Source organism: Schaalia sp. ORNL0103 (genome assembly GCF_019429565.1).
Taxonomy (GTDB): domain Bacteria; phylum Actinomycetota; class Actinomycetes; order Actinomycetales; family Actinomycetaceae; genus Pauljensenia.
Genome location: NZ_JAHXSA010000001.1, coordinates 1,558,099 through 1,580,499 on the forward strand (window position 1 = coordinate 1,558,099; position 22,401 = coordinate 1,580,499).

17 protein-coding genes, 1 tRNA gene and 1 riboswitch are annotated in these 22,401 nt (G+C 66.0%); of the genes, 6 read left to right on the top strand and 12 right to left on the bottom strand.

Features of this window, described 5'->3' with window-relative positions; genetic code table 11:
• Position 1: 1 nt before the first annotated feature.
• Entirely contained in the window at positions 2-925 is a 924-nt protein-coding gene (locus JJJ16_RS06815) for a UTP--glucose-1-phosphate uridylyltransferase (RefSeq protein ID WP_016460371.1), read from the bottom strand.
• 40 nt (positions 926-965) lie between these two features.
• Between JJJ16_RS06815 and JJJ16_RS06820 the strand changes: the two genes are divergently transcribed.
• Together JJJ16_RS06820 and mscL are read left to right on the top strand one after the other, a co-directional pair.
• On the top strand, positions 966-1,610 hold the full coding sequence (locus tag JJJ16_RS06820) for a 5-formyltetrahydrofolate cyclo-ligase (protein WP_219751848.1): 645 nt from the start codon (positions 966-968) through the stop codon (positions 1,608-1,610).
• 293 nt (positions 1,611-1,903) lie between these two features.
• Positions 1,904-2,302, top strand: coding sequence for a large conductance mechanosensitive channel protein MscL (gene mscL, locus JJJ16_RS06825; protein ID WP_219751849.1), 399 nt, complete (start codon positions 1,904-1,906; stop codon positions 2,300-2,302).
• 484 nt (positions 2,303-2,786) lie between these two features.
• Here mscL and JJJ16_RS06830 read toward each other — a convergent pair whose 3' ends face one another.
• The 7 genes from JJJ16_RS06830 to JJJ16_RS06860 form a co-directional block, all read right to left on the bottom strand.
• Positions 2,787-3,008: a hypothetical protein gene (locus JJJ16_RS06830; protein WP_034466271.1), complete on the bottom strand. Its 222-nt coding sequence runs from the start codon at positions 3,006-3,008 to the stop codon at positions 2,787-2,789.
• Positions 3,001-7,215 (bottom strand): prevent-host-death family protein, encoded by a 4,215-nt coding sequence (locus tag JJJ16_RS06835; protein ID WP_219751850.1) that lies wholly within the window; start codon positions 7,213-7,215, stop codon positions 3,001-3,003. Before JJJ16_RS06835 ends, JJJ16_RS06830 begins: the two co-directional genes overlap by 8 nt.
• Before the next feature lie 25 nt (positions 7,216-7,240).
• The gene (locus tag JJJ16_RS06840) at positions 7,241-7,546 is read right to left on the bottom strand and encodes an EamA family transporter (protein WP_225905017.1); all 306 of its coding nucleotides are present in this window, start codon (positions 7,544-7,546) and stop codon (positions 7,241-7,243) included.
• Positions 7,547-7,561: 15 nt separating this feature from the next.
• Positions 7,562-7,634, bottom strand: a tRNA-Arg gene (locus JJJ16_RS06845).
• A 153-nt stretch (positions 7,635-7,787) separates the two neighbouring features.
• Positions 7,788-8,720, bottom strand: a complete 933-nt coding sequence (locus JJJ16_RS06850) for a universal stress protein (RefSeq protein ID WP_219751851.1) — start codon at positions 8,718-8,720, stop codon at positions 7,788-7,790.
• A gap of 133 nt (positions 8,721-8,853) precedes the next feature.
• On the bottom strand, positions 8,854-9,603 hold the full coding sequence (locus JJJ16_RS06855; protein ID WP_318836530.1) for a C40 family peptidase: 750 nt from the start codon (positions 9,601-9,603) through the stop codon (positions 8,854-8,856).
• A 2-nt stretch (positions 9,604-9,605) separates the two neighbouring features.
• Positions 9,606-9,761, bottom strand: a riboswitch (cyclic di-AMP (ydaO/yuaA leader).
• A 221-nt stretch (positions 9,762-9,982) separates the two neighbouring features.
• Positions 9,983-10,660 (bottom strand): metal-dependent transcriptional regulator, encoded by a 678-nt coding sequence (locus JJJ16_RS06860; protein WP_060565800.1) that lies wholly within the window; start codon positions 10,658-10,660, stop codon positions 9,983-9,985.
• Positions 10,661-10,833: 173 nt separating this feature from the next.
• On the opposite strand from JJJ16_RS06860, the gene serC reads away from it, so the two are divergent.
• Positions 10,834-11,961, top strand: a complete 1,128-nt coding sequence (gene serC / locus JJJ16_RS06865; protein ID WP_219751852.1) for a phosphoserine transaminase — start codon at positions 10,834-10,836, stop codon at positions 11,959-11,961.
• Between the two features lie 19 nt (positions 11,962-11,980).
• Here the strand turns inward: serC and JJJ16_RS06870 are convergent, their stop codons facing one another.
• From JJJ16_RS06870 to JJJ16_RS06885, 4 genes are all read right to left on the bottom strand, one after another.
• Positions 11,981-13,270 carry an MFS transporter gene (locus tag JJJ16_RS06870; RefSeq protein WP_219751853.1) on the bottom strand — a complete coding sequence of 430 codons (1,290 nt, stop codon included), beginning with the start codon at positions 13,268-13,270 and terminating at the stop codon, positions 11,981-11,983.
• A 146-nt stretch (positions 13,271-13,416) separates the two neighbouring features.
• Entirely contained in the window at positions 13,417-14,868 is a 1,452-nt protein-coding gene (locus tag JJJ16_RS06875) for an NCS2 family permease (protein ID WP_219751854.1), read from the bottom strand.
• Positions 14,869-14,989: 121 nt separating this feature from the next.
• Positions 14,990-15,844 (bottom strand): DUF3027 domain-containing protein, encoded by an 855-nt coding sequence (locus tag JJJ16_RS06880; RefSeq protein WP_219751855.1) that lies wholly within the window; start codon positions 15,842-15,844, stop codon positions 14,990-14,992.
• Positions 15,837-16,214: a cold-shock protein gene (locus JJJ16_RS06885; RefSeq protein ID WP_003790694.1), complete on the bottom strand. Its 378-nt coding sequence runs from the start codon at positions 16,212-16,214 to the stop codon at positions 15,837-15,839. The genes JJJ16_RS06880 and JJJ16_RS06885 overlap by 8 nt, the downstream gene beginning before the upstream one ends.
• Positions 16,215-16,419: 205 nt before the next feature.
• On the opposite strand from JJJ16_RS06885, the gene JJJ16_RS06890 reads away from it, so the two are divergent.
• The 3 genes from JJJ16_RS06890 (at position 16,420) to JJJ16_RS06900 (ending at position 22,367) form a co-directional block, all read left to right on the top strand.
• Positions 16,420-18,516 (top strand): TPM domain-containing protein, encoded by a 2,097-nt coding sequence (locus JJJ16_RS06890; RefSeq protein ID WP_219751856.1) that lies wholly within the window; start codon positions 16,420-16,422, stop codon positions 18,514-18,516.
• 250 nt (positions 18,517-18,766) lie between these two features.
• Positions 18,767-20,584 (top strand): TPM domain-containing protein, encoded by a 1,818-nt coding sequence (locus JJJ16_RS06895; RefSeq protein WP_225905020.1) that lies wholly within the window; start codon positions 18,767-18,769, stop codon positions 20,582-20,584.
• Between the two features lie 154 nt (positions 20,585-20,738).
• The gene (locus JJJ16_RS06900) at positions 20,739-22,367 is read left to right on the top strand and encodes a TPM domain-containing protein (protein ID WP_219751858.1); all 1,629 of its coding nucleotides are present in this window, start codon (positions 20,739-20,741) and stop codon (positions 22,365-22,367) included.
• Positions 22,368-22,401 lie beyond the last annotated feature (34 nt).

Below are 22,401 nucleotides of genomic sequence, written 5' to 3' on the forward strand. Positions count from 1 at the left end.
GTTAGTCCTCGAGCTTGGAGCGCAGGAACTCCTTGAGTTCCGCTCCAAGCGCCGGGTCCTCAAGGGCGAGCGTGACGTTGGCTTCGAGGTAGCCGAGTTTGTCCCCGGTATCGAAGCGTCGCTCGTCGATGACTACACCGTACAACCCTCCACCCTCTTCTTCGGGGAGGTCGATCATGCGCGCGTATCCATCTGTGAGCTGATACTCACCGCCGGCGCCCGGTTCGATGTTCTCGAGGGCCGTGAACACAGCCGGGTCGAGCAGGTAGCGGCCGACGACCGCGTACTCGGACTTGACCTCTTCGAGCGGGGGCTTCTCGGTGACGTCGGTGATGCGCATGAGCTGGCCCTCTTCGAGGTCGACGCCCTCGGGGATCGGCAGAACCTCGACGGCGGTCGATGCGTATGCGGTGGCCTGCTCGGGGGTGACCTTCAGCAGGGCGACGACGGTGCCACCCAGGGCGCCTCGCACCTGGATCATCTTGCGCAGCAGCTGCGAGCCGGGCTCCATGAGGTCGTCGGGCAGCAGGACCGCGCAGGGGGCGTCGCCCACGTGGGACTTGGCCTGCAGGATCGCATGGCCGAGGCCGAGGGGGTGGCCCTGGCGCACGGAGTGGACGCGCGCGTACTTCTTGTACTCGTTGACGTACTCGAGGGCCTTCTCCTTGCCGGCCTTCTCCAGGTCAGCCTCGAGGCCGGGTTCGGCGTCGAAGTAGTCTTCGATCGACTGCTTGCCGGCGCGGGTCACGAAGAGGATGTCTTCGATGCCGGCATCCGTGGCCTCGCGCACGATGTACTCGATCGAGGGCCGGTCGACGACGGGCAACATTTCCTTGGGCACAGACTTCGTGATGGGCAGGAAGCGGGTTCCGCGACCGGCCGAGGGAACGACGGCGTGCACTACTGGCTGGTTTTTATCTGACATACTTCACAGAGTAGCGAAGAAACCGCCCGAAAGGGAGACGATGGCCACAAAAACAACTCTCCGCGCGGAGATTCGTAGCAGGCGCCGCGCCCGGCGCGCCGACTCTCTCGCAACGGGACAGCTATTCTCCCCCGGCACGAGCCACTCCCCCATCCCGGTGCGCGACCGCGCCGAAGCAGAAGGGCTCGCTCACCAGATTCGCTCCCTGACCTCGTCGATGGACGCAGTCACTCTGCCCGCACTGTTCGTACCCACCCCCCTCGAGCCCGACATGTCCCTTGCACTCGGGCTATTTGAACGTGCGCTCCTCCCGGTCCTCCTCGACGAGGCCGGGGCTCCCCTCGGCGGATCGCGCTGGGGATTGTGGGAGCCGGGCCGGGCGTTGGTGACGCTTGGGCGACCACCCGCTCAGCCGGACGGTGAGGTGTTGGGAGCGGAGTCGCTCAAGAATGCAGATCTGATCGTCATTCCGGCGCTCGCTGCATCCGCGGACGGGACTCGCCTCGGCCAGGGAGGAGGCTGGTACGACCGCGCGCTCACGCACCGCTCCCCCGGCGTCCCGGTCGTTGCGGTGATTTTCGACGACGAGGTACTGGAGGCCGGAATAATTCCTGCGGAGCCTCACGACGTTCCCGTCGACGCGATTGTGACGCCGACACGCATGATCACAACAAGCATCCGATAGGCCTTTTTCCACGGTTTTTCCTGTCAGTCACACCCCTCACAAGCGTTTGTCACACACCTCTCACAACGGACTTTTCGGCGTAAATCCGCAGATCGCTGACCGAATTACAAAAAGTGCGACGAACATTACTCCCTAATCACTGTTCGTAAGACGAAAGTCCCCACTAGTGTTTTCAACGGTAAACGAGCGCCGACGCGGCGCGCGCTCCCCGGTGGCACAGAGCCGCCACGCCGAGGCACTTCGGCGATTCAGACTTGCCGGCCCGGCCGGCCTCATTCAACACAGGAGAAGCCATGCTCAAGGGTTTCAAGGAATTCATCTCTCGCGGTAACGTCGTCGAGCTCGCCGTCGGTGTCATCATCGGTGCTGCCTTCAAGAACATCGTCGACGCCCTGGTCGACGGCATCATCAACCCGCTGATCGCGGCCATCATCGGCAAGCCCGATTTCTCGGACGCCTTCATCCTCACCCTGAACGGTAGCGACGTGAAGTTCGGCCTGCTGATCACCGCCGTCATCAACTTCATCCTCATGGCCTTCGCGATCTACTTCTGCATCGTGGTGCCCGTGAACGCCCTCAACGCCCGCCGCCAGAAGGCTGCGGACGAGGCTCCCGAGCCCGAGGTCTCCGACGAGGTCAAGCTCCTCACGGAGATCCGCGACGCCCTCGCCCAGGGCACGCCGCGCCACTAAGCATCTGATCCCTCCTTGTGAGGGACGCGGGGCCGATGCGATTGCATCGGCCCCGCCTTTTTGTATTAACAGCGCTCCGGCCGCCCCGGCTCCCTCCCACCGTCGTTGTGCTGCAGCACCCCATCACGCACACTTCCCCTCAAATCTCGCACATAATTCAACCCGGTCACTTTTGATTACCCCAAGAAAACGCTGTAATTGCAACGACGTTATTTCAATAGCTTAAATAGTCTGCGAGGAATTACGTGCGAGATTGGTGGGAACGACGTGATCGAGCGAGGAGCCACTCCACAGGCCCCCGCACGAACATCTGTCGGGCAGCGCCGCCCGGATAACACGCCTATCCGGATAGGTAAACAACATCCGGATAGGTAATGAAGATCCGGATAGCTTAATAACCTATCCAGATGCGCATAACCTATCCGGATGTGCACAACCTATCCAGATGTGCACAACCTATCCGGACACCCGCGCCTACGCCAACCTACGCCCGCGCCTGCGCGTGCGGCGGCACGTTCTCGAGCAGCCGCGCGTCGTTGGCACCGTCGCCCCGGTCGGGGGCATCAGCCATCGAGCCGGGGCGCGTGTCCTCGGGGCGCACGCGATCCTCCCACGAGGGCGGCAGGCCCTCCTCAATGAGGCGGCGGTCCACCTCGGACACGTAGCGGGCGACGCGGCGTCGCTTGCGCGGCGTCGGCTCACTCATCGGAGGATTCCTCCGGCTGCGCGTCATCGGAAGCCGAGGCCTCGTCAGATTCCTGCGCGCTGGCCGCGGGCTTCGTGCGGCGCACGACGTTGCCCAGGACCGCGTCGGATTGGAAGCCGCGTCGCGTGATGCCCAGTGCCTCGCGCAGCTCTTCGGCGGTCTCCAGGTCGGTGCGCTCGACGCCGTCGGAACGCACCCAGGCGGCCATCTCGTCTAGCTGGTCGTCGGAGTAGGCGGCCAGCGGCAGGCCCTTAGCGATCGCGGGGCGCGGCCCACGGTTCTCCTCGGAGGCGTGCTCCTTGCGCTTGATGGCCAGCAGCATGCCGGTGGTGTCTTCGTCTGCCTTCTTGCGGCGCTTGGATTCCTCGTCGAGGCCGTCGTCCAGCATCGGCATGCGCGGAGCCGAGGCCTCCGAGGAGTCCTCAGTCTCGTCCGCCCCCTCGTCGCCGTCACCATCATCGGAGGAAGCCTCTTCCACGCGCTCTTCCACGCGCTCGTCCGCGGCCTCGTTATCGGCGATACGCTCGGGGACCTCGACGACGGGCTCGTCGTCGGTGGCGCGCAGATTCTCGAGCGCGTCTAGGACGGCGTCGACAACGAGCGATGCTTCCTTGTCGGGATCGATGAACAGGGGCATTGACAGGGCGGTGTAGACCGCCCAACCCTGGGCTTCGAGCCAGCGGGGACGAGCGCGGTCGCGCACGCGCTGGCTGGGTTCCGCCAGGTACTCCTCGTCATCCGTGAGCACCGCGAGGAGCAGGCGCCCCGGAGACTCAGGGTGACCGATCGCGAGCGGGATCCGCATGCCGCCGGGGATACCGACGTTCGCGACGACCTCGAGGCCTCGCGAGTACAGGTGCTCGGCGAGGTCGACGAGCAGGCGGTCCGGTTCGCCGGCCAGGACGGGCCAGGCATCCATGCCCTCGCCCGCGTGCCCCTCGGCGATCTCCAGGAGGTCGACGAGCATACGCGAGCCCTCGTGGCCGAGGCGCTCACGATCGATCTCCGCACTGTGCAGGGCGGACACGAGCGTCAGGTCGCCGCGTACGACGCGCAGGACCTCGGCGAGCGCGTCCGCGCCCTCCTCGCTCGACAGGACGCCGAAGTCGTGAATGACGCGCCCGTGCGGGGTCTTCGCGAACCCGACGGACAGGATGAGCGATTCGCGGGTCAGGCCGGCCACCTGATCGGGGCCGACGACGACGAAAGGTTCCGGGGTCGCGGGATCGAAGAACGAGGCCAGGCCGGGCTCGTCGGCCTTCACGCTCTCCAGGGCCTCGCGGATGCGCTGCGCGTGCCGCTCGGACAGGGCGACGACCGCGAGGGAACGCTCCGGGGCCTCGACTGCGTGTTCGATGACGGCGTCGACAACTGCACGCACCTCGGCGGCGGTCGATTCGATCGCGTGCGCACCGGGCGCGGGCATGCCCGTCGCCTCCACCCAGCGGGCGGACACGGGCGCGTTCGCGGCGGTCCACGGGACGGGGATACCGGCGTGCTCATAGCCGTAGCGGGCGAGCAGCAGGGCAACCTGATCGTTGAGGCGGCGCGGACCGGGCTCGACACGCACGACCGGTAGGACGCCCGCCAGCTCGCGGGTCGCGCCGCCTTCCGAGGCGCCGGTCAGATCGTCGATCACGACCAGCTGGTGGCCGCGCGCGATGATGGGCGCCAGCTCGGCGAGCGGCAGGCCGTCAGCGCCGTCCAGAACAACGACGTCGACGGTGCGCCCCGTCGGCGCAAGGGCCGGAACCATCGCAGGCACCGTCATGAGGACGGGCAGCAGGTGGCGCACGAGCGGGTACGACGTGAGCAGGTCCAGGTCGGAGGGAGCCGTCCCGTCGGCGAGCAGGTCGCGAAGCTCCTCGTACTGGCTGGGTCGTGCCGCCAGGGCGTTCGTGCGGATTCGACGCACGCCCGTGATGGCCTGCGGGATGAGCGAGGCCACCTGTGCCTCGTCAAGCTCGCAGCCCTCACGCGCCAGGTCTTCGAGAGAGGCGGGGTCCACCCCGCCGAGGGCGGGCTGGGAGGCGAGCATGGCGCGCAACAGCGACGCCCACCACGCGAGGTCGAGCTCGTTGTCGATCGCGGCGTCTTCGACCTCGCGATCGGCCAGGTCCTGGGCGAGCTTGTCGAGGCCGTGAGCGGCCAGGCGCTCGCGCATCTGAAGGCGCGCGGGCACCTCGCGGGCGGCGGAAGTGTCGCCGGCCCAGCGTTCGATGAGGGTCGTCAGGCGCTGCAGGTGGGTGCCCACCAGGTCCGGCTCCTCGGCCGCGAACACGGGGGCGATGGCGTCGAGGTCATCGCGCACGGCGTCCGTCAGGGCCGAAATCTCGCCGATCTTCGCGGGCAGGATGGGCCACGAGTCGTCGCCACAGACCGCGCACCACGCGTCGCGGCGCTCCTGGACGCGGATGAGGGCACGATGCAGGTCGGGCACGTGCACGCCCGGGCGCACGAGGTCCTGTGCCTGCTTGACGAGGCGGTTGCGCTCGGAGCGACCCATCGAAATATCGTGATCCTTGCGCCACTGCTTGGGCGCGGTTGCGATCACCATGTCGGCGGCGCTGCGTTCGAACACGCGGGGCAGGAAGACGTCGAGGACGTCGGCGATGCCGTCGAACATGGCGAGCTGGCGGTCCCACTGGGCGAGCGTGCCGGCAGGCTTGATGCCGGCCTCGCCGGCGACGGCCGCTATGTGCACGCGCAGCTCGGGCAGGGTCTTGGAGAGGCGGTCGACGCGCAGCAGGACGTCGGAGGCCTGTTCGTCGGAGGTCAGGACGGCGTTGCCCCACGCGAAGGAGGCGGAGCCGCTGAGGGTCCCTGACGCCAGGGCCTCGCGCAGCAGGGCGCGGGCGTTCTCACCCTGATCGACTGCAATCTCGTAGAGGGTCTTTTCGTCCAGGCGCACGCGGGTCGTGGGCGCATTCTCGCCGCTCGTCAGGTCGGTGAGAGCGCGCAGCGCGTCGGCCGCGCACACGCCGAAGCGGCCGTAGGGCTGGTGGAGCGCGGTCGCGTACGAGGCCAATTGACCGCGCACCTGACGCAGGCGGGCACGCATCTCGTCAACGCTTGCCTGGTCGACGACGGGCGAGGTGTCCTCCATCGCTGCGCTCACGCGCGCTGCGAGGGTCTTGCGCGCGTCGGAGTAGCCGTCGATGTTCGCCACGATGTCGGCGAGGCCCAGATCGGCCAGGCGCGTGTAGGCGGCGATCGAACGCGACGGGGAGGTCGACACGTGCAGGACCGACCGACCGGTGGCGGCCGCATCCGCGAGGATGGCCGCGACGACCGACGCGTCGTCGCTGTGCGCGGGGATGTCGATGAAGACGCTGCGTCCGTCGGAGGCGGCCTCGACCGCGTCCTGCTGGGAGGGAATCAGGTCGCCGACGCCCTTTTCTGCCCACGGGTCGCGGTCGGCGGGGTTGGGGACCGGAGCCTCGGAGCGCAGGTCGTTGCGCGCGTCCTGGTCGCCCGCGAGCGCGCGGATCACCTGAGAGTCTTCGAGGGCTGTCACGTCCTCGGCCAGGCTGGCGGCGAGGGCGCCGGCCGGGTGGCAGAACAGGCCGATCACGAGGTCGTCTCGGACCTCGAAACGCGGCAGGGCGGCGCAGGCATCGCGCAGGGCGGTCATTGCCTGCGATGAGGAGAACCCGTGGGCTCCGCTGGCCTGGGCGAGGATCGTGTCCCCGTCCACGTCAAGGCCGTGGCTACGCAGGGCCTCGGCCAGTTCGGGGGCGAGCAGGCCTCCGCGTCCGAGCGCAATGAGCACGTCGTCGTCGCGACGCACGAGGCGCACGGGGCGCAGAAGGGCCGGGACGGTGACGGCGTCGGTTCCGTTACGCCACGAGGCCGTGCCGATTCCCAGGTGGATGGGTCCTGTGCCGTGCACTGAGGCACGCTGCTCGGAGCGCGCGATGATGGACCGGGCGCGCTCGAGGGCGCGACCCAGGGCGATGGGTTCGCGGATGAGGAGACTCAGGCGGACGGGGTGTTCCGTGTAGAGCTGGGCGAGGCCTCCGGGGTGCGCGCCGGACAGGGACAGCGTCGGCAGAGACGTGGAGTCTGCGGCGATGTCCTGGTCGAGGCGTGAGCGCCACTTCTCGCGCGCAGAGCCGACGAGGGTGGTCGGGTGCGTCGAGGTGGACGAGGCTTTGGGGGCCTCGGGCTCAGGGGCGGAACGGCGCGAAAAGATACTAGGAACCACGTTTTAACCCTACGGCAGCACCACCCTATTGTGTGACGCGGCGCGCCCGGAGGAGGTCGACAACGGAAATGGTCACAACGGCGCCGACGATGAGGGCCATACCGACAATATCGAAGCCCGTGTAGGAGCTTCCCATGACGAGGGCGGAAAAGGCGGTCGCAGCGATGGGCTCGAGGCTCCCGATGAGCGACGCCTTGACTGGCCCAATGCGGTCCACACCCCACAGGAAGGCGGTGGAGGCGACGGCGGTGCCGAGGACGACGGTGATAAACATGGCGAGCACGACATCGGGCGGAACGACGGTCACGAGATACCCGAGAGCGTTGCGCATGGCGTCCTTCTACTGTGCCCCCGAGACGATTCGAACGTCCGACACCCGCTTTAGGAGAGCGGTGCTCTATCCCCTGAGCTACGAGGGCGTGACAAGTTGTCCGCGCCCACTGTAGCAAAGTGCGCGCACCGCTGTCCTGCGTCGCCGTGCGGGGAGCCTCACCTCGGCGGGGCTTTGAACCCCACACACGCACGAGGCCGGGGCACCCACGTGGGAACCCCAGCCTCGTGACCGTATGCGTTTAGCGGCGCTCCCATTCGGTGTGCACGGCCGTTCCCGTGTCCCCGAGGTGGGCGGAGGGAACGATCATGACCGGGCAGGTCGAGTGCCCGAGCACCGTCTGCGACGTCGAACCGAGGAGCACGCCGGCCAGTCCTCCGCGCCCGCGGGTGCCGACGACGACCAGGTCGACCGCGGTGGAGAACTCGATGAGCAGAGAAGCCGCTGAGCCGTCGAGGGCGTGGCGGGAGACGTGCACGTCATCTCCGTCCAGGGCGGCGGCGATCGCGGCATCCATTCCCTCGCGCACCTGCGCGAGCAGGGCCGAGTGATCGACGCCCGTGGGGGTCCACGTCATGACGGACGGGCCCACCGCGATCGGCACGGCGGACACCGCGGTCAGGCGCGCATCCCACAGGCGAGCCTCGCCGATCGCGCGCTTGAGCGCGCACGAGGGCTGATCGGTGCCGTCGATACCGACGACGACGCGCTCGACGGGCGTGAATTTCTTGCCCGAGGTGTGGCGGGGAACGACGACGACGGGGCACTTCGAGTGCGCGGGCAGAGCCGACGAAACGGTACCGAGGAGACGATCGGCGAATCCGCCACCGCCGCGGGAACCGACGACGATCATGTCCACCTCGGCGGAGAAGTCGATGAGCACCCCCGCCGGGTCTCCGGGCTCGGTCGAACCGGAGACATGCGTTGCTCCGCGTTCGCGAGCCAGGGCCTTTGCCTCCTCGACGACCTGTTCAGCGCCCGCCTTCAGGGCCTCATCGTCGAGAACGGCGTATCCGCCGTCCAGGGCGGCCGCAGAGTACGAGGCCAGCGCGTAGGTGCACAGGCAATGGATACGCGCTCCGGTGCGCGCGCCGCGATCAGCGGCCCATTTGACGGCGGCAAGGCTCTCCGTCGAGCCATCGACACCGACCAGAATGACTTCGGTAGAACTCATGATGTCCTCCTCGTGGTGGCAGTCACTTATATTGTGCCGTATTTTAACGATCCGCGAAAGCCCAACCGGAGCATAAACAGCGATCCCCGCAGCCCGTAGGGGCTGCGGGGATCATCAGCTATGTATCGCAGGCTCAGTAGCGCACGTAGGTGGCGCCAGCGCGGACCGGCGAAACCTGGGAGAGACGGCCGGGCACCGTGGCCTCAACCATCTGGCCGCCGCCGATGTAGATGGCGACGTGGCCGGGGTAGGACACGATGTCGCCGGGCTGCGGGTCGGACACGATGGTGCCGCCAGCGGCCTGAGCGGACGAGGAGTGCGGCAGGTTAATGCCGGCAGCCGCGTACGCGTACTTGACCAGGCCGGAGCAGTCGAGGCCGCCGAGGGTCTCGCCACCGTAGACGTACGGGATACCGGTCAGGCCGAGGGCGACGGAGACGATGTCGCCGCCAGCCGCGTTCAGGCTGGCCTGACGGGCGGAGGTGTCGGAGGTCGCGTCGGAACGGGTCTCCGAGCGAGAAGCAGCCGAGTCGGACTGATCGGCGGCCGGGGTCGCGGCGGCGGGGGCCGGCGCGGGAGCCTCAGCGGTCGCGGAAGCGGTGACATCCTCTTCGGCGGTCCACTCGATGTCCGGAACCTCAACGGTGGTCACGTCATCGACGGCGACGGTCGTCGTGTTGAGGTCAGCGCTCTGCGGCTCAGACTGGGGGGTCGCCGGGGCGGCGTTCGCAACGCCGGCGGCAATCGCGGTCAGCGCAACACCGGCGGCCGACGCGAAAGCGATCGGACGAGCGGCGCCAGAAACGTTCACACCCTCGACCACGGAATCGGTCAGCGGGCGACGTGCCATGCGGTGACGCGGAGCAGGCTTAATAGTCTTCACTCATGTTCTCCCTGTTTCCCTGCGAGGTTAGCTGTCGGGTTCGGACGGGAGGTCCGGCTCGGCGTGCGAGCTTCACCCCAAGGCTCAAGGAGCCACATCTGGGTTCCCCGCGTGAGACGATTTTTCCGCTCCATCCGACGTCTCACTTCGGGTTCCGAATGGGCGGGTGGTCTGATGACCGATATGAACTATACCTTGACCACCCAGCCAATGTCACGTTCTGGTAACAGTGACCCTCCTCATCGTTACCATTCCGTGACATTTGGGTCCCGCAATCTCAGGAAAAACCCCACTCCCTCACACGTTTCGCGATTCGAGACACACCCCGTAGACGACGAAAGCCGGGGCTGTTTGCCCGGCTTTCGTCGATCGTCAGCGCTCACTCACCTCGTACAAAAAGGTGCGCGGCCAGTGCCATCGGGATCGTCAGGTAACCGCGAACCTCGCCGGCCTCGTCGAGAGCGGCGACGCGCACGACGTCACCGTGCGCCGAAAGCCCCACGCGAGCACCCGGACGCAGGCCCAGTTCATCGAAGGAAGCGAGCAGCTCAGCATCCGCCTGAATCGGTTCGCCGATGCGTGCCAGCGTGAGGGCACCGGCCTCGAGCGAACGCACCGCCAGCTCGGCAGAATAGGCGCCCTCCAGCGGCGCACAGCCGGGCATGGGATTGCCGTAAGGGTCCACGCAGGTGTTGCTCAGCAGCTCCTCCAGGCGAGCCTCGACGGCATCACTCATCACGTGCTCCCAGCGGCATGCCTCGTCGTGCACCTGCGCCCAGTCCATACCGATCACATCGAGGAGGAGGCGCTCGGCCAGGCGATGCTTACGCAGCACCTCGGTGGCGTGCGCACGGCCAGTGTCTGTTAGCTCGAGGCGACGATCGCCCATGACGTGCAGCAGCCCGTCGCGCTCCATACGCGCGACCGTCTGCGAGACCGTCGGGCCGGAGTGCCCCAGGCGGTCGACGATGCGCGCGCGCAGGGGGGTGACCCCGTCCTCCTCGAGCTCGAGGATGGTCTTGAGGTACATCTCGGTGGTGTCGATCAGGTCTGCCACGTCGGCCTCCTTCATCAGGCAGGTAATAAACACAGAATAGGGTCACCTTCCTTCCAGCAGGCGCAACGACGCGTTGATGCGGAAAAACAGGCGTGTCGGCGTGTGCCCCCTCACGATAATTCGATTAATGAACGTGATGGAAATACCCAGCGTCAGGAGACTAGGCTGTTGCCATGGTGGCTTTCCCCGACATCCCCCAGGCCCTCCTCCCCGCTGACGGACGCTTCGGCTGCGGCCCCTCCAAGGTGCGCGCCGCACAGATCGAGGCCCTCTCCTCCCCCCTCCTCATGGGCACCTCCCACCGCGCCGCGCCCGTGCGAGACGTGGTCGCCTCGCTGAAAGACGGGCTGCGCACCCTTCTGTCGGTCCCTAGCGACTACGAGGTCGTCCTGGGTAACGGCGGCGCCTCCGCTTTCTGGGACGTGGCCTGCGCGTGCCTTATCTCTTCGCGCGCGACGTTCGGCTCCTGGGGTGCATTCGGCGCGAAGTTCGCCTCCGAGGCCGCCCACGCACCTCACCTCACTGCCCCCCTCATTGACGAGGCCGCGCACGGTTCGCTCGTCACCGTGTCCCCGCACGGGACTTCAGAGGGCGTCGATGTCTACGCCTACCCCCACAACGAGACCTCCACCGGCGTCACCTCCCCCGTCTACCGGGTCGAGGCGCCCGACGCGCTCACTCTCGTGGACGGCACGTCGATCGCGGGGGCCGCACCCGTCGACCTGACCCAGGTCGACGCCTACTACTTCTCCCTCCAAAAGGCCCTCGGGTCAGACGGCGGCCTGTGGGTCGCGATCCTCTCCCCCGCCGCAGTCGAGCGCGCCCGCCGCGTCGAGGAGAGCGCCGACGGGCGATGGGTCCCGCAGTTCCTCTCCCTGTCCACAGCCATCGACAACTCGCGCAAGGACCAGACCCTCAACACGCCCGCGCTGGCCACGATCATCATGGCGGAGCGCCAGGTCCGCTGGCTCCTCGAGCGCGGCGGGATGGACGCGGTGAGCGCCCACTGCGCCCAGGCCTCGTCCCTCATCTACGACTGGGCCGAAGCAAACCTGGCCGCAGGCCCCTTCGTGGACAACCCGGCGTGGCGATCCCCCGTGACCGCCACGATCGAGATCGACGAGGCCGCGAACGCCTCCGAGCTGGCCGCGCACCTGCGCGCGCGAGGGATCGTCGACATCGGCGCCTACCGCGGTGTGGGCGCCAACCAGCTGCGCATTGGCACGTGGCCGAGCGTGGAGGTCGAGGACGTGGAGGCCCTCCTTGCCTGCATCGACTACTGCCTGGAGCGCGTGCTCTAAGTCCCTCGCCCGGCGCCGATCAGAGCGGGTCGACCGAGCGGCGCGGCGCGTCCACGGAGGAATCTGCCTCGATGCCCACCCACGGGAACGAGCGGCGGCGCACGACGCGCCCCTTCCAGTGGATCATTGCCCACGCTCCGCAGATGAGCGCGATGCCCAGCGATGCGATGCCGCCGACCAGGATCGACCAGCGCGCTCCAAACATGGTCCCCACCCAGCCGACGAGCGGCGAGCCGATCGGCGTCGCTCCGAGGAACACGAGGGAATATAGCGCCATGACGCGTCCGCGCTTGTCAGGATCGGTGCGCGTCTGCACGAGGGCGTTCGCACTCGTATTCATCGTCAGCATGCCAAAGCCCGTGGGAATCGACAGGAGGGCAAACCACCAGTACGAGGGCGATAGACCCAGCAGGATCTCGGCGGTCCCATAGAAGGCGGCACCCATGAGAATCGTGCGCAGGCGAGGAGCGCGGCGCGCCGCTCCCGTGGATCCGAGAATCGAACCGAAGGCCATGAAAGTCGAGAGAATACCGAAGGAACCCGCCGCCTTACCGAACACGGTCGTCGCCATCAGCGCGCTCGTCATCTGGAAGTTCATGCCGAGCGCGCTCACAACGAAGATCAGCGCGAGAATAATGCGGATATCGGTGCGACTGTGCACGTAGATCACGGACTCACGCAGCTGGCCCCGGGCGCGCGGCACGAGCGTGCGCGGATACAGTTGGTCGCCGCGCATGAGCGCCAGCGCGATGACGGGGGCGAGGAACATGACCGCATCGATGACGAAGACCGGACCGATACCCCACCAGTCGATGAAGAAACCCGCCGACGCCGGGCCAATCAGGCGCGCGGTATGAAAAGCGGTCGCGTTAAGGGCGACAGCGTTCGCCATCTTCTCGTGGGGCACGAGCTCTCCCACAAAGGCCTGGCGCGCCGGGGTATCGACGGCGGAGATCGTGCCCGAGATAAACGCCAGGATGTACTGGTGCCAGAGTTCGCCAGTCCCCGTCAGGACGACGATGCCGATGATGAGGGAGACGAGGCCGACCCCCGTCTGCGTGCACTGCAGGAGACGGCGCCCCGGGATGCGATCCGCGAGGACCCCCGCCCACGCCGAAAACAGGATGATCGGCAAGAACTGCAGAGCGGTGACCACGCCAACCTGCGAGGCATCGTGATCGGTGAGAACCGTCAGCACGTACCAGTCCTGGGCGACGCGCTGAAGCCACACGCCCGTCGACGCAATGAGGGAGGCAACGAACCAGTACCGGTAGTTCACGTAGCGCATGGATGCAAACGTTGCCGACATACCGTTCCTCCCTCTCTCAATTCGCGCACTGTACGAGGCAGGGGCTGGCGGCGCTGACCGGCCCCCATCGGTGCACGTTCCCAGGATACGACCGCCCCGCCGGAGAAAGGCTCCGGCGGGGCGGGAAGGGTATAAAGCGTGACGAATCAGCCGACGCCGAGGAGGCGCTGGATCGGGCCCATCAGGAAGTAGATGACGAACAGGGCGGCGACCAGCCACATGAGCGGGTGCACCTTGGCGGCCTTGCCCTTGACGAGCTGGATGACCGCATAGGTCACGAAGCCCACGCCGATGCCGACGGACACGGAGTAGCCGAAGGGCATGAAGGCGATCGTCATGAAGGCGGGGATCGCAACCTCCGGCGAATCCCAGTCGATGCCGGTCACCTGGGTCATCATGAGGAAGCCGACGAACACGAGGGCCGTGGAGGCCGCCTCGGTCGGGACCAGCTCGACGAGGGGCGCCAGGAAGGTCGACAGCAGGAACAGGATGCCGGTGACCACGGAGGCCAGGCCGGTACGAGCACCCTCGGCGACACCCGAGGCGGACTCGACGTAGGAGGTGTTCGAGGAGACGCCGCCGACGCCGCCGGCCACCGCGGCCAGGGAGTCGACGATCAGGATCTGGCGGGTCTTAGGCGGATTGCCGTCCTTGTCCAGCAGGTTGCCCTCGGCACCGACGGCCACCATGGTGCCCATCGTGTCGAAGAAGTCCGCGAGCATGAGCGAGAAGACCAGCAGGATCACGGAGACGACGCCGAGCTTGCCGAAGCCGCCGAACAGATCCACCTTGCCGAGCGTGTCGAACACGGGAACCGCGATCGGGGAACCCTTGAGCTCGGGGACGGTCTGGCCCCAGCCGGTCGGGTTAGTGTCGGAGATGCGATCGATGTGGGCGAAGGCCTGAACGATGACTGCGAGGATCGTGGAGGCGATGATCGAGATCAGCACCGCGCCCTTCACCTTGCGCACGTAGAGGATCATCATGAGGAACAGGCCGAACACGAAGACGAGGGCCGGCCAGCCGTCAAGCGAGCCCGAGATGCCGAACTGGACGGGGGTCGCGCCGGTACGCACAATGCCCGCGTTCACGAGGCCGATGAGGGCCACGAAGAGGCCCAGGCCCACCGTGATGGCGGTCTTAAGGGCGGCGGGAACCGCACGGAAAACAGCCTCGCGGAAGCCCGTGAGGACGAGCAGGAAGATGAGGATACCTTCCCAGGCGATGATGCCCATGGCCTCGCCGTAGCTGAGGCCGGCACCGAGGACCAGGGTAAAGGCGACGACCGCGTTGAGGCCAAGGCCTGCGGCAAGCGCCAGGGGGTAGTTCGCGACAACGCCCATGAGGATCGTCATGATGCCCGCGACGAGCGCGGTGCCGGCTGCGATGCCCTGGGTCGTGATGGAGCCGTCTTTGGGAACGGCATTGCCCAGGATCGCCGGGTTGACGACCAGGATATATGCCATCGCGAAGAAGGTGACAATTCCACCGCGGATTTCGTGACTAATAGTCGAGCCGCGCTTGGAGATCTGGAAGAACGAATCAAGTGACTGTGCGAAGCCGCCGTGGGACGGGGCGGTCTTTTCTTGTGTGCTCACCGGATAATCGTGCCTGTTCGGCCGCCCACGCGCAAACAAACTCACCATTTGCCCACTTGCTGAGAAAGCACCCAGGAGTCAGTCCCGAGTGCTTTCTGCCAGTTTATAGCGGAAGGAAACGTCAGCCTTCCTGTTCCTCACCCGTCGGGGCCTCGGCCTGATCGGACGTCACTTCGGCGACCACGGCCTCGTCTTTCTTCACCTCGTTCGATGCGCGCGGCATCGGCTCGGCGTCGAGCGCCCCCTCGTTCACACGCGAGGGACGCACGGGCCATGCGGTGCCGTTCTTGGGAACGTCGGTCTCCGAGTGGGAACCGCACGTGTGATCCAGAGAGACCACGGCGCCGTCGTCGGTCGCCCACTCGTTCGCACACACGCCAAACATCGTGCGCATGTCCCCGCCCATCTTCACGAGGAAGCCGCACGTCGAACACGTGTTACGCGGGCGACGCCCGGACTTCGGGCCGCGCTCCGACTCATACCAGCGCTTCGCGGCCTGACTGTGTCCTTCCGGCGAGAGGACGCGCACCCTCCCTAAGCCGAGCTCTCGCACGACCGGCAGGTCCGGGTCCACGCTCGTGTCCTCGAAGCTCTGCACGAGACGCTCATCGTCCGCCTTGTAAGGCAGGACGTCGTCGCGAGAAATATCCGAGGGACGCAGGCGGTCCTCCCACGGAACCCACTCGGGGGCCAGAAGCGCACCCTCACGAGGGGTCATATCGACTTCACACACGGTGGCGACGCGTCCGCGCGGCACACGGGCGACGGTCACGGCCCAGCACCAGCCCACGTACCCCGCGTCGGTCGACGCGAAATAGTGGGTAGCCAGGCGCTCCGACACCATCTCGAATCCGACGTGCTCGCCGACGGGACGCGGGTGCGCGACGGCCTCGGCACCGGCGCGCGCAACATCGACGGCGGCCTCGAGGACGGCGTCCTTCTTCACTGCCCGCAGGCGGGCACTAGTCTTAGGCATCAAATTCCTCTGCGACGGCGCGCAGCACCTTCGCGATCTTGGTCGCGTTGTCCGGGTAGGAACCGCGGCGCAGCGCGGCGCTCGACGAGTCGAGGAGCTTAATCAGGTCCTCGACGACGGGCACCATCGCCTGCGGCTTGCGGCGCTTGGCTCGGGCAACGGAAGCTGTCTCCTTCAGGAAACGCACGCTCAGAGCCTGCGGTCCCTTTCGTCCGTCGGCCACCGAATACTCCACGCGAGCACCCACTCGCGGGTTAGCGTGGTCGGCCGGCAGCGCGGACGAGTGGAGGAAGACATCAGCGCCGTCATCTCCCGCAATGAAGCCAAAACCGCGATCTGCGTCGAAGAACCTCACTTTACCGGTGGGCATGGTCCCCTCCTTCTCTCAATAGTCTGAAAGCCCATATGGGCTCTCCCTATCATAGGGCGCTCTTCCTCCGCGCGCGGGAGAGCGGCCGATCCCTGTAGCGAACAGCACCGCCGCCCACATTCTTCCTCCCCCTTCACGTAGACTGACCCCACGGAAACAACCACCGACGCCGCGGTGCGTCACACGCTAGACGCACACGACGCACATGGTGTATGTTGACCTGTTCGCCACATCGCAGGAGGACCCCGTGACACGAATCCGCCGTTTCAGCCTCATCGCTGTTCTCACAGCGATACTGCTTGCGCTGGGCCTTCCCGCGCTCGCAGCGTCGCCCATGTCCATCAGCGATTCGGTCACCGATCCCGACGGCTGGCTTGCCAGCGCAGACCGTTCCACGATCGAGTCTGCGACCAGCAGGGCCGCGTCCTCCGGCAAACCCGTCAAGGTCGTCCTCGTCGCCAACTTCTCGGGTACGGACGCAGAGTCCTGGTGCAAGCAGACCGCCGAGCGCTCCTCCCTGGCCAACGGCACCGTCGTCTACGTCATCGCATACTCGCAGCGCCGCGACGCGGCCTGCTCCTACAACGGGCCATCTGGCACCTCCCTCCAGAACGCCGTGCGCGCATCCGAGGCCCAGTTGACGCCCAATCCGCTGACATCTTCCGCCGTCGCCAACGGAGTCAACGCATTCGTTAATACCTACGTAAACAGCTCCTACAACTCCAGTTCCACGAGCTCGAGCTCCACGAGCTCAAGCTCGTCGCGCAGCTCCAGCTCGTCCTCCGACGACACGAGCTCGCTTTTCGGCATGTTCGTCATGTTCCTGCTGCTCGTGGGCGGCGTGATTGCCGTCGCCATCGCAGTTGCGCGCTCGTCGCGTCGCAACAGGGTCGCCGCCCAGCAGGCCGCACAGGTCGACGCCGAGAGCGCGGCGCGTGCCGCTCAGGAAGCGAATCGGCAGCTCCTGTCCGCGGACGAGCAGGTGCGCACCGCGACGGACGAGCTCAACTATGCGCGCGCACAATTCGGCCTGAGCTCCACGGACGAATTCGCCCGAGCCATCGAGGCCGGGAAGGCAGCAGTCTCGCGCGGCTTCAGCGCCCAGGGGCAGATGAACTCCGCGGCCCTGCCCGCCGAGCAGCTCCGCCTGGCCACCGCAATCATGCAGGATCTGGGTGCCAACATGAACCCGCTCAGCGCCATCCAGGCGTCGTTCGCCACCAAGCGCGCCGAGCAGGCCTCGCTCCCCGAGCGAATCGCCGAGGCCCGCGAGCGCCTCGCGGAAGAGCTGACCGATCTGGAGCGCGCAAAGTCCGAGCTGGCCAGCATTTCGGCGCTCTACCCTGCGCAGATGCTCGCTTCCCTCCAGGACAACCCGGACCAGGCCTCGGCCCTACTCACCTCGGCACGCACCGCCATCGACACCGCAGAAGCATCCGCGTCCACCGATCGCGCGCACGCCGCGAGCGCCCTCGACACGGCCCTGCGCGCCCTGACAATGGCCAACCACCAGACCGACGCGATCTTCTCGGCGAAGTCCGACCTTGACGCGATCCGCGATCGCCTCGTCGCGGCGATCAGCTCGATCTCCTCGGACATCACCGACGTCAACGAACTGCACACGGATCCGGCGGTGTTCAACCCGCTGGTGGCTGACGCTCACGCGGCCATCGCCGAGGCCCAGGCGGCCCTGGCAAACACAGGCGATCCGCTCGCAGCCCTCGAGCACCTGCGCATGTCCGAGGCCACCCTGGACGCGGCGCTCGAGCCGCTGCGCACCAAGGAGGAGGCCTACGAGAAGGCATACACAGCTGCCGAGGCTCAGATTTCGTTGGCCGAGTCCGCCGTCGCCCAGGCCCAGCGCTACGTGCAGGGCCGACGTGGAGCCATCGACCTTGAGCTGCGTTCGACCCTGAACAACGCTGAGAGCGCCCTGAGCACCGCTCAACGCTCACTCGAGGACGATCCCGAGGCCGCGTCGACGCACGCGATGAACGCACGCGCCCTCGCTGACAGCGTCATGGCGACCCCCATCCAGAACTTCGGCGGGTCGTGGGGGCAGCCCACCACGGGCAACGGGTCCTACACGGGCTCGTCCCTGGGCGACTTCCTCCTGTGGTCGACGCTGTTCTCGAATTCCGGTTCGCACCACCGAGACGACTTCGATCCCTTCCACAGTGGCTCCAGCTCGTCCGGATCCGGCTGGTCCTTCGCTTCCGGCGGCGGCTCTGACTGGGGTTCGAGCTCGAGCAGCTCCGACTGGGGTTCGGGCGGCTGGTCCTCCGCTTCCGGTAGCTTCTGAGTGTTGCCCACCCGTGAGACCCGCAACAATCATTACTTGCGGGCCTCACACTGCCGCCGGGGTCTTCGGAAACATGAGCGAGGCCGTCGCAGCTCGGCATATTTCCTCGTAAACTAAGAACGATCGCAAGCGGCACCGCGCCACACAATGCACTGTCGCCGCTTTCGAGCCGCACGGCAGAGGTTTATCGCTTCATCGACGAGCAGGAGGCACCGTGTCACGGATCCGACGCCTGGGTGTCGCAGCCATCATGATGGTTGCGATGCTGGTCGGCGGCGCGCCCGCGTTCGCGACCGAGCCGCTCACCACGAGCGGACACGTCACCGACCCCGACGGCTTTCTGAGCGACGAGCAACGCGAAACTATTGAGACCCCAGCGAAATCGTTTTATTCCACATACACCACGTACATCGACGTCGCCGTCATTCCCAACTTCTCCGGCCAGAAGCCATTAGCGTGGTGCGAGGCGACCCTCGAGCAATCGCGCAGCGCACAAAAGGGCATCCTCTACGTTGTCGCCTATGAGGATGGTACGAACGTCTCCTGCGCGGGTTCGGAGCTAGCGAAAGATTCGATTACCAGGCTGATGCTGGACGGCGCGCTAAGCGCCGCCCGTTACAAGCATAAAACCACCCCACTGACCCCCGAAGAGGCAGTGGCGGGCTCTCGCGCGTTCATCGACGCTCTACGCAGCGATTACGACTTCAGGGCACGCAACGCTGCCGAGAACAGCAAGAGACGGCAAGAGGAGGAGAAAAGGCGCGAGGAGCAAAAGAAGGAAGAAGCCAAGAGGAATCGCGGCGCTAACATCATCATATCCGCGGTCATTGTGATTGCCATTGTCTCCAACCTATGGGTGTGGATCCGCAAACAGAGAGAATACGACTACGCCGAACCCCCAACTGTGGATGAGGATACGGAACCCACACCGATCGTGGACACGGTACGGCGCGACGCCCTGAGGGCAGCCGCGGAAGCACGGCGGCGTCTGTCAGAGGCCGAGGAACAGGTGCGCGCCGCCGAAGAAGACTGGAACTTTGCTCGCGCCCAGTTCGGTAGCGCCGCGGCTGAAGAGTACGGACGCCGCCTCGAGGCGGCGAAAGAGGCTATTGCACGCGGCTTCGACACCCTCAAACAGATCGAGCAAACCCCTGATTCTCACTCCAAGCGTCGTCTCGCCACAACAATCACGGAGGATCTCGACAAGAACCTGCCGCCCCTGCAGGATGCAAGCAAGGAGTTCGCCGCACAACGCGAGAAGCGATCATCGCTGCCCACCCAGCTTGCCGACGCTCGCGAACGCCTCGTCGAGGAGCTCGCCGATTTGGAGCGCTCGAAGGAAGAACTCTCCAGCATTGCGGGCCTCTACTCCGAGTCCATGCTCGCTTCGCTCCAGGACAATCCGCAGCGTGCGGCACAACTGCTGGAGTCCGCTCGCGCGGCGTTGGAGACGGCCGACGCGCATCTCGAGAGCGACGCCACCCGAGCAGCCTCCGCCCTGGATACCGCTCAGCGCGCACTGACCATGGCCAATGCGCAGACGGATGCGATCTTCTCTGCGAAGACCGATCTTGACGCGTTCCTCGAGCGGCTCACTTCTTCCATCGGATCCGTGTCCACCGCCCTAACGGACGCGAAGCGGCTCGATTCCTCCGACGCCTTCTCTCCCCTTCTGGACGAGGCCGAGGCCGCCATCACCAGGGGACAGCGTGCACTGGTCAGCAACGAGGACCCCCTCGGCGCGCTCGAAAAACTTCGCGAGGTGGAGCTCAGACTAGAAGCGGTCCTCGCCCCGCTGATGACTCAGGAACAGGCGAAGCGCAAGGCGAAAGAGACCGCTCAGCGCCATATTCGCGACGCCGACGCAGCCCTCACCTGGGCACGCAAGTACCTGAAGGACCACGAGGGTTCGGCTCTCCTCGACGTGAACAAGCTGATGAGCGAAGCCGAACAGGCGATGACCGAGGCACGCGAGGTTCTCGACGAGGATCCCCTACGAGCGAGCGCAGCGGCCTCGCGGGCCACGACGCTCACCAACCGCGCACTTGCGGCGCCAGGGCGACGATAGAGGAGGTTCACGCAAACTTATTTCCACCCGCACACAACCGTCACGTACACTGGTCTTGCACCACCAGAGTGTGACACAAGACACGCGACTATAGAGACACCGCGACCCACAATGGTGTATCTTGATCTGTTCGCCACTCACCAAGGAGGATCACATGCCACGGATTCGACGCCTGGGCATCGCGGCCGTCATGGCCGCAGTGATGCTGGTCGGTGGCGTGCCCGCGTTCGCGACCGATCCGCTCGCGCCGAGCAGCTACGTCACTGATTCGGATAGCTTCCTCAGTGACAAACAGCGCGCGAATATCGAGACCCGCGCAGAATCCCTCAACTCCAAGTATCACGTTCCCGTCTACACCGTCATCGTCCCCAACTTTTCCGACCAGGAACCGGCCGCATGGTGCCGAGCTACCCTCGCCAACATCCAGAACAACGACAAGGCACTCCTCTACGTCGTTGCCTACGAGGACAGTCAGGACATTTACTGCCCTGGCCCGGAGATGGCTGAGTGGATCCGCAACAATTCAGTTGGTGGATCGTACGTGAGCGGCGCGCTATCGGAAGCTCGTCGAGCATACAAATCAACTCCGCTGACCCCCGACGAGGCAGCGGCAGGTCCCACTGCCCTCATCGAACACCTGCACAGCTCCTATTGGTCGTACGAGCAGATTGAATCGCATCGCAAGCAATTCAACCAGCAACTGGCGGATGAGAGCCGGACAGAAACAATCAAGGGCATCATTGCATTCCTTGTCACGGGCCTACTCGTCATCTGCAGCTTGTTCTTCGGGCTATGGAGACAGAAGCGCGAGGAAGAAGCACACGCCATAGAAATTGAAACGGCAGCATGGCGCATCTCGCGCCGCAGGGACGAGCGTGAAGACAAGGCCGCACAGCGAAACGCCGATAGGTTGGTCGAGCAGGCGAAGGAACGCCTGTCCAAGGCCGATCAGGAGGTACGCGACGCCGAGAAGGAGTGGGACTACGCCCGCGCGCAGTTCGGCATCGCCGCGACCGAACAGTTCCGCAACCGCATCAAGGAGGCGAAGGAGGCCCTGTCTCGCGGGGATGCCCTCTACAAGCAGTGCCGCACGGCGTACGACCCGGCGAAAAAAGAGAGCCTTGCGTCGCAGATCATCAACGAACTCGACACGCAGCTGGGTTTGCTGCGCGACGCACAGGCCCCCTTCAGCACGAAACGCTCCGAGCGCACCGCACTGCCGACCCGCCTGGCAGAGGCTCAGGAGCGCCTCGCGGAAGAGCTGGCGGACGTGGAGCGATCCAGGGAAGAGCTGGCGACAATTGCCAGCATCTACCCCGGTACTGTCCTGGCTGCACTCGAGGACAATCCCGACAAGGCCGCGTCGCTGCTCACCTCTGCGCGCAGCGCCATTGAGTCCGCCCAGGCAATCATTGACACCGACACTGAGCTGGCAACCTCCGCCGTTGACACCGCCGAGCGCGCGCTCCTCATGGCCTACCACGAGATGAACGCGATCTTCACGGCGAAACAAGACCTGGACCACATCGAGGATCGACTGGGAGCCGCTATTGCGTCCCTCTCCTCGGACATTGAGGAGGCCGACCGCCTGCAGACCGATCGTACGCTGCTCGCCCCCCTCATCACCGATGCTCGTGCGGCAATCACACGAGCTCAGGAAGCCCTTATTCACAACGACAATCCGCTCGACGCGCTCGAGCACGCTCGCACCGTCGAGGTCAAGCTGGACGCCACGCTCGATCCGCTTCGCAACGCCGGGCGCTCATCGGGAGGAACACGGTGAACACAACAAGCCCCTCCCCCACAGCCACCGGCCC

Excerpts from the sequence above, each read along its gene's own strand:
- JJJ16_RS06815 (WP_016460371.1), bottom strand. The coding sequence starts at position 925 with ATGTCAGATAAAAACCAGCCAGTAGTGCACGCCGTCGTTCCCTCGGCC.
- JJJ16_RS06820 (WP_219751848.1), top strand. The coding sequence starts at position 966 with ATGGCCACAAAAACAACTCTCCGCGCGGAGATTCGTAGCAGGCGCCGC.
- mscL (WP_219751849.1), top strand. The coding sequence starts at position 1,904 with ATGCTCAAGGGTTTCAAGGAATTCATCTCTCGCGGTAACGTCGTCGAG.
- JJJ16_RS06830 (WP_034466271.1), bottom strand. The coding sequence starts at position 3,008 with ATGAGTGAGCCGACGCCGCGCAAGCGACGCCGCGTCGCCCGCTACGTG.
- JJJ16_RS06840 (WP_225905017.1), bottom strand. The coding sequence starts at position 7,546 with ATGCGCAACGCTCTCGGGTATCTCGTGACCGTCGTTCCGCCCGATGTC.
- JJJ16_RS06850 (WP_219751851.1), bottom strand. The coding sequence starts at position 8,720 with ATGAGTTCTACCGAAGTCATTCTGGTCGGTGTCGATGGCTCGACGGAG.
- serC (WP_219751852.1), top strand. The coding sequence starts at position 10,834 with ATGGTGGCTTTCCCCGACATCCCCCAGGCCCTCCTCCCCGCTGACGGA.
- JJJ16_RS06870 (WP_219751853.1), bottom strand. The coding sequence starts at position 13,270 with ATGTCGGCAACGTTTGCATCCATGCGCTACGTGAACTACCGGTACTGG.
- JJJ16_RS06880 (WP_219751855.1), bottom strand. The coding sequence starts at position 15,844 with ATGCCTAAGACTAGTGCCCGCCTGCGGGCAGTGAAGAAGGACGCCGTC.
- JJJ16_RS06885 (WP_003790694.1), bottom strand. The coding sequence starts at position 16,214 with ATGCCCACCGGTAAAGTGAGGTTCTTCGACGCAGATCGCGGTTTTGGC.
- JJJ16_RS06890 (WP_219751856.1), top strand. The coding sequence starts at position 16,420 with ATGGTGTATGTTGACCTGTTCGCCACATCGCAGGAGGACCCCGTGACA.
- JJJ16_RS06895 (WP_225905020.1), top strand. The coding sequence starts at position 18,767 with ATGATGGTTGCGATGCTGGTCGGCGGCGCGCCCGCGTTCGCGACCGAG.
- JJJ16_RS06900 (WP_219751858.1), top strand. The coding sequence starts at position 20,739 with ATGCCACGGATTCGACGCCTGGGCATCGCGGCCGTCATGGCCGCAGTG.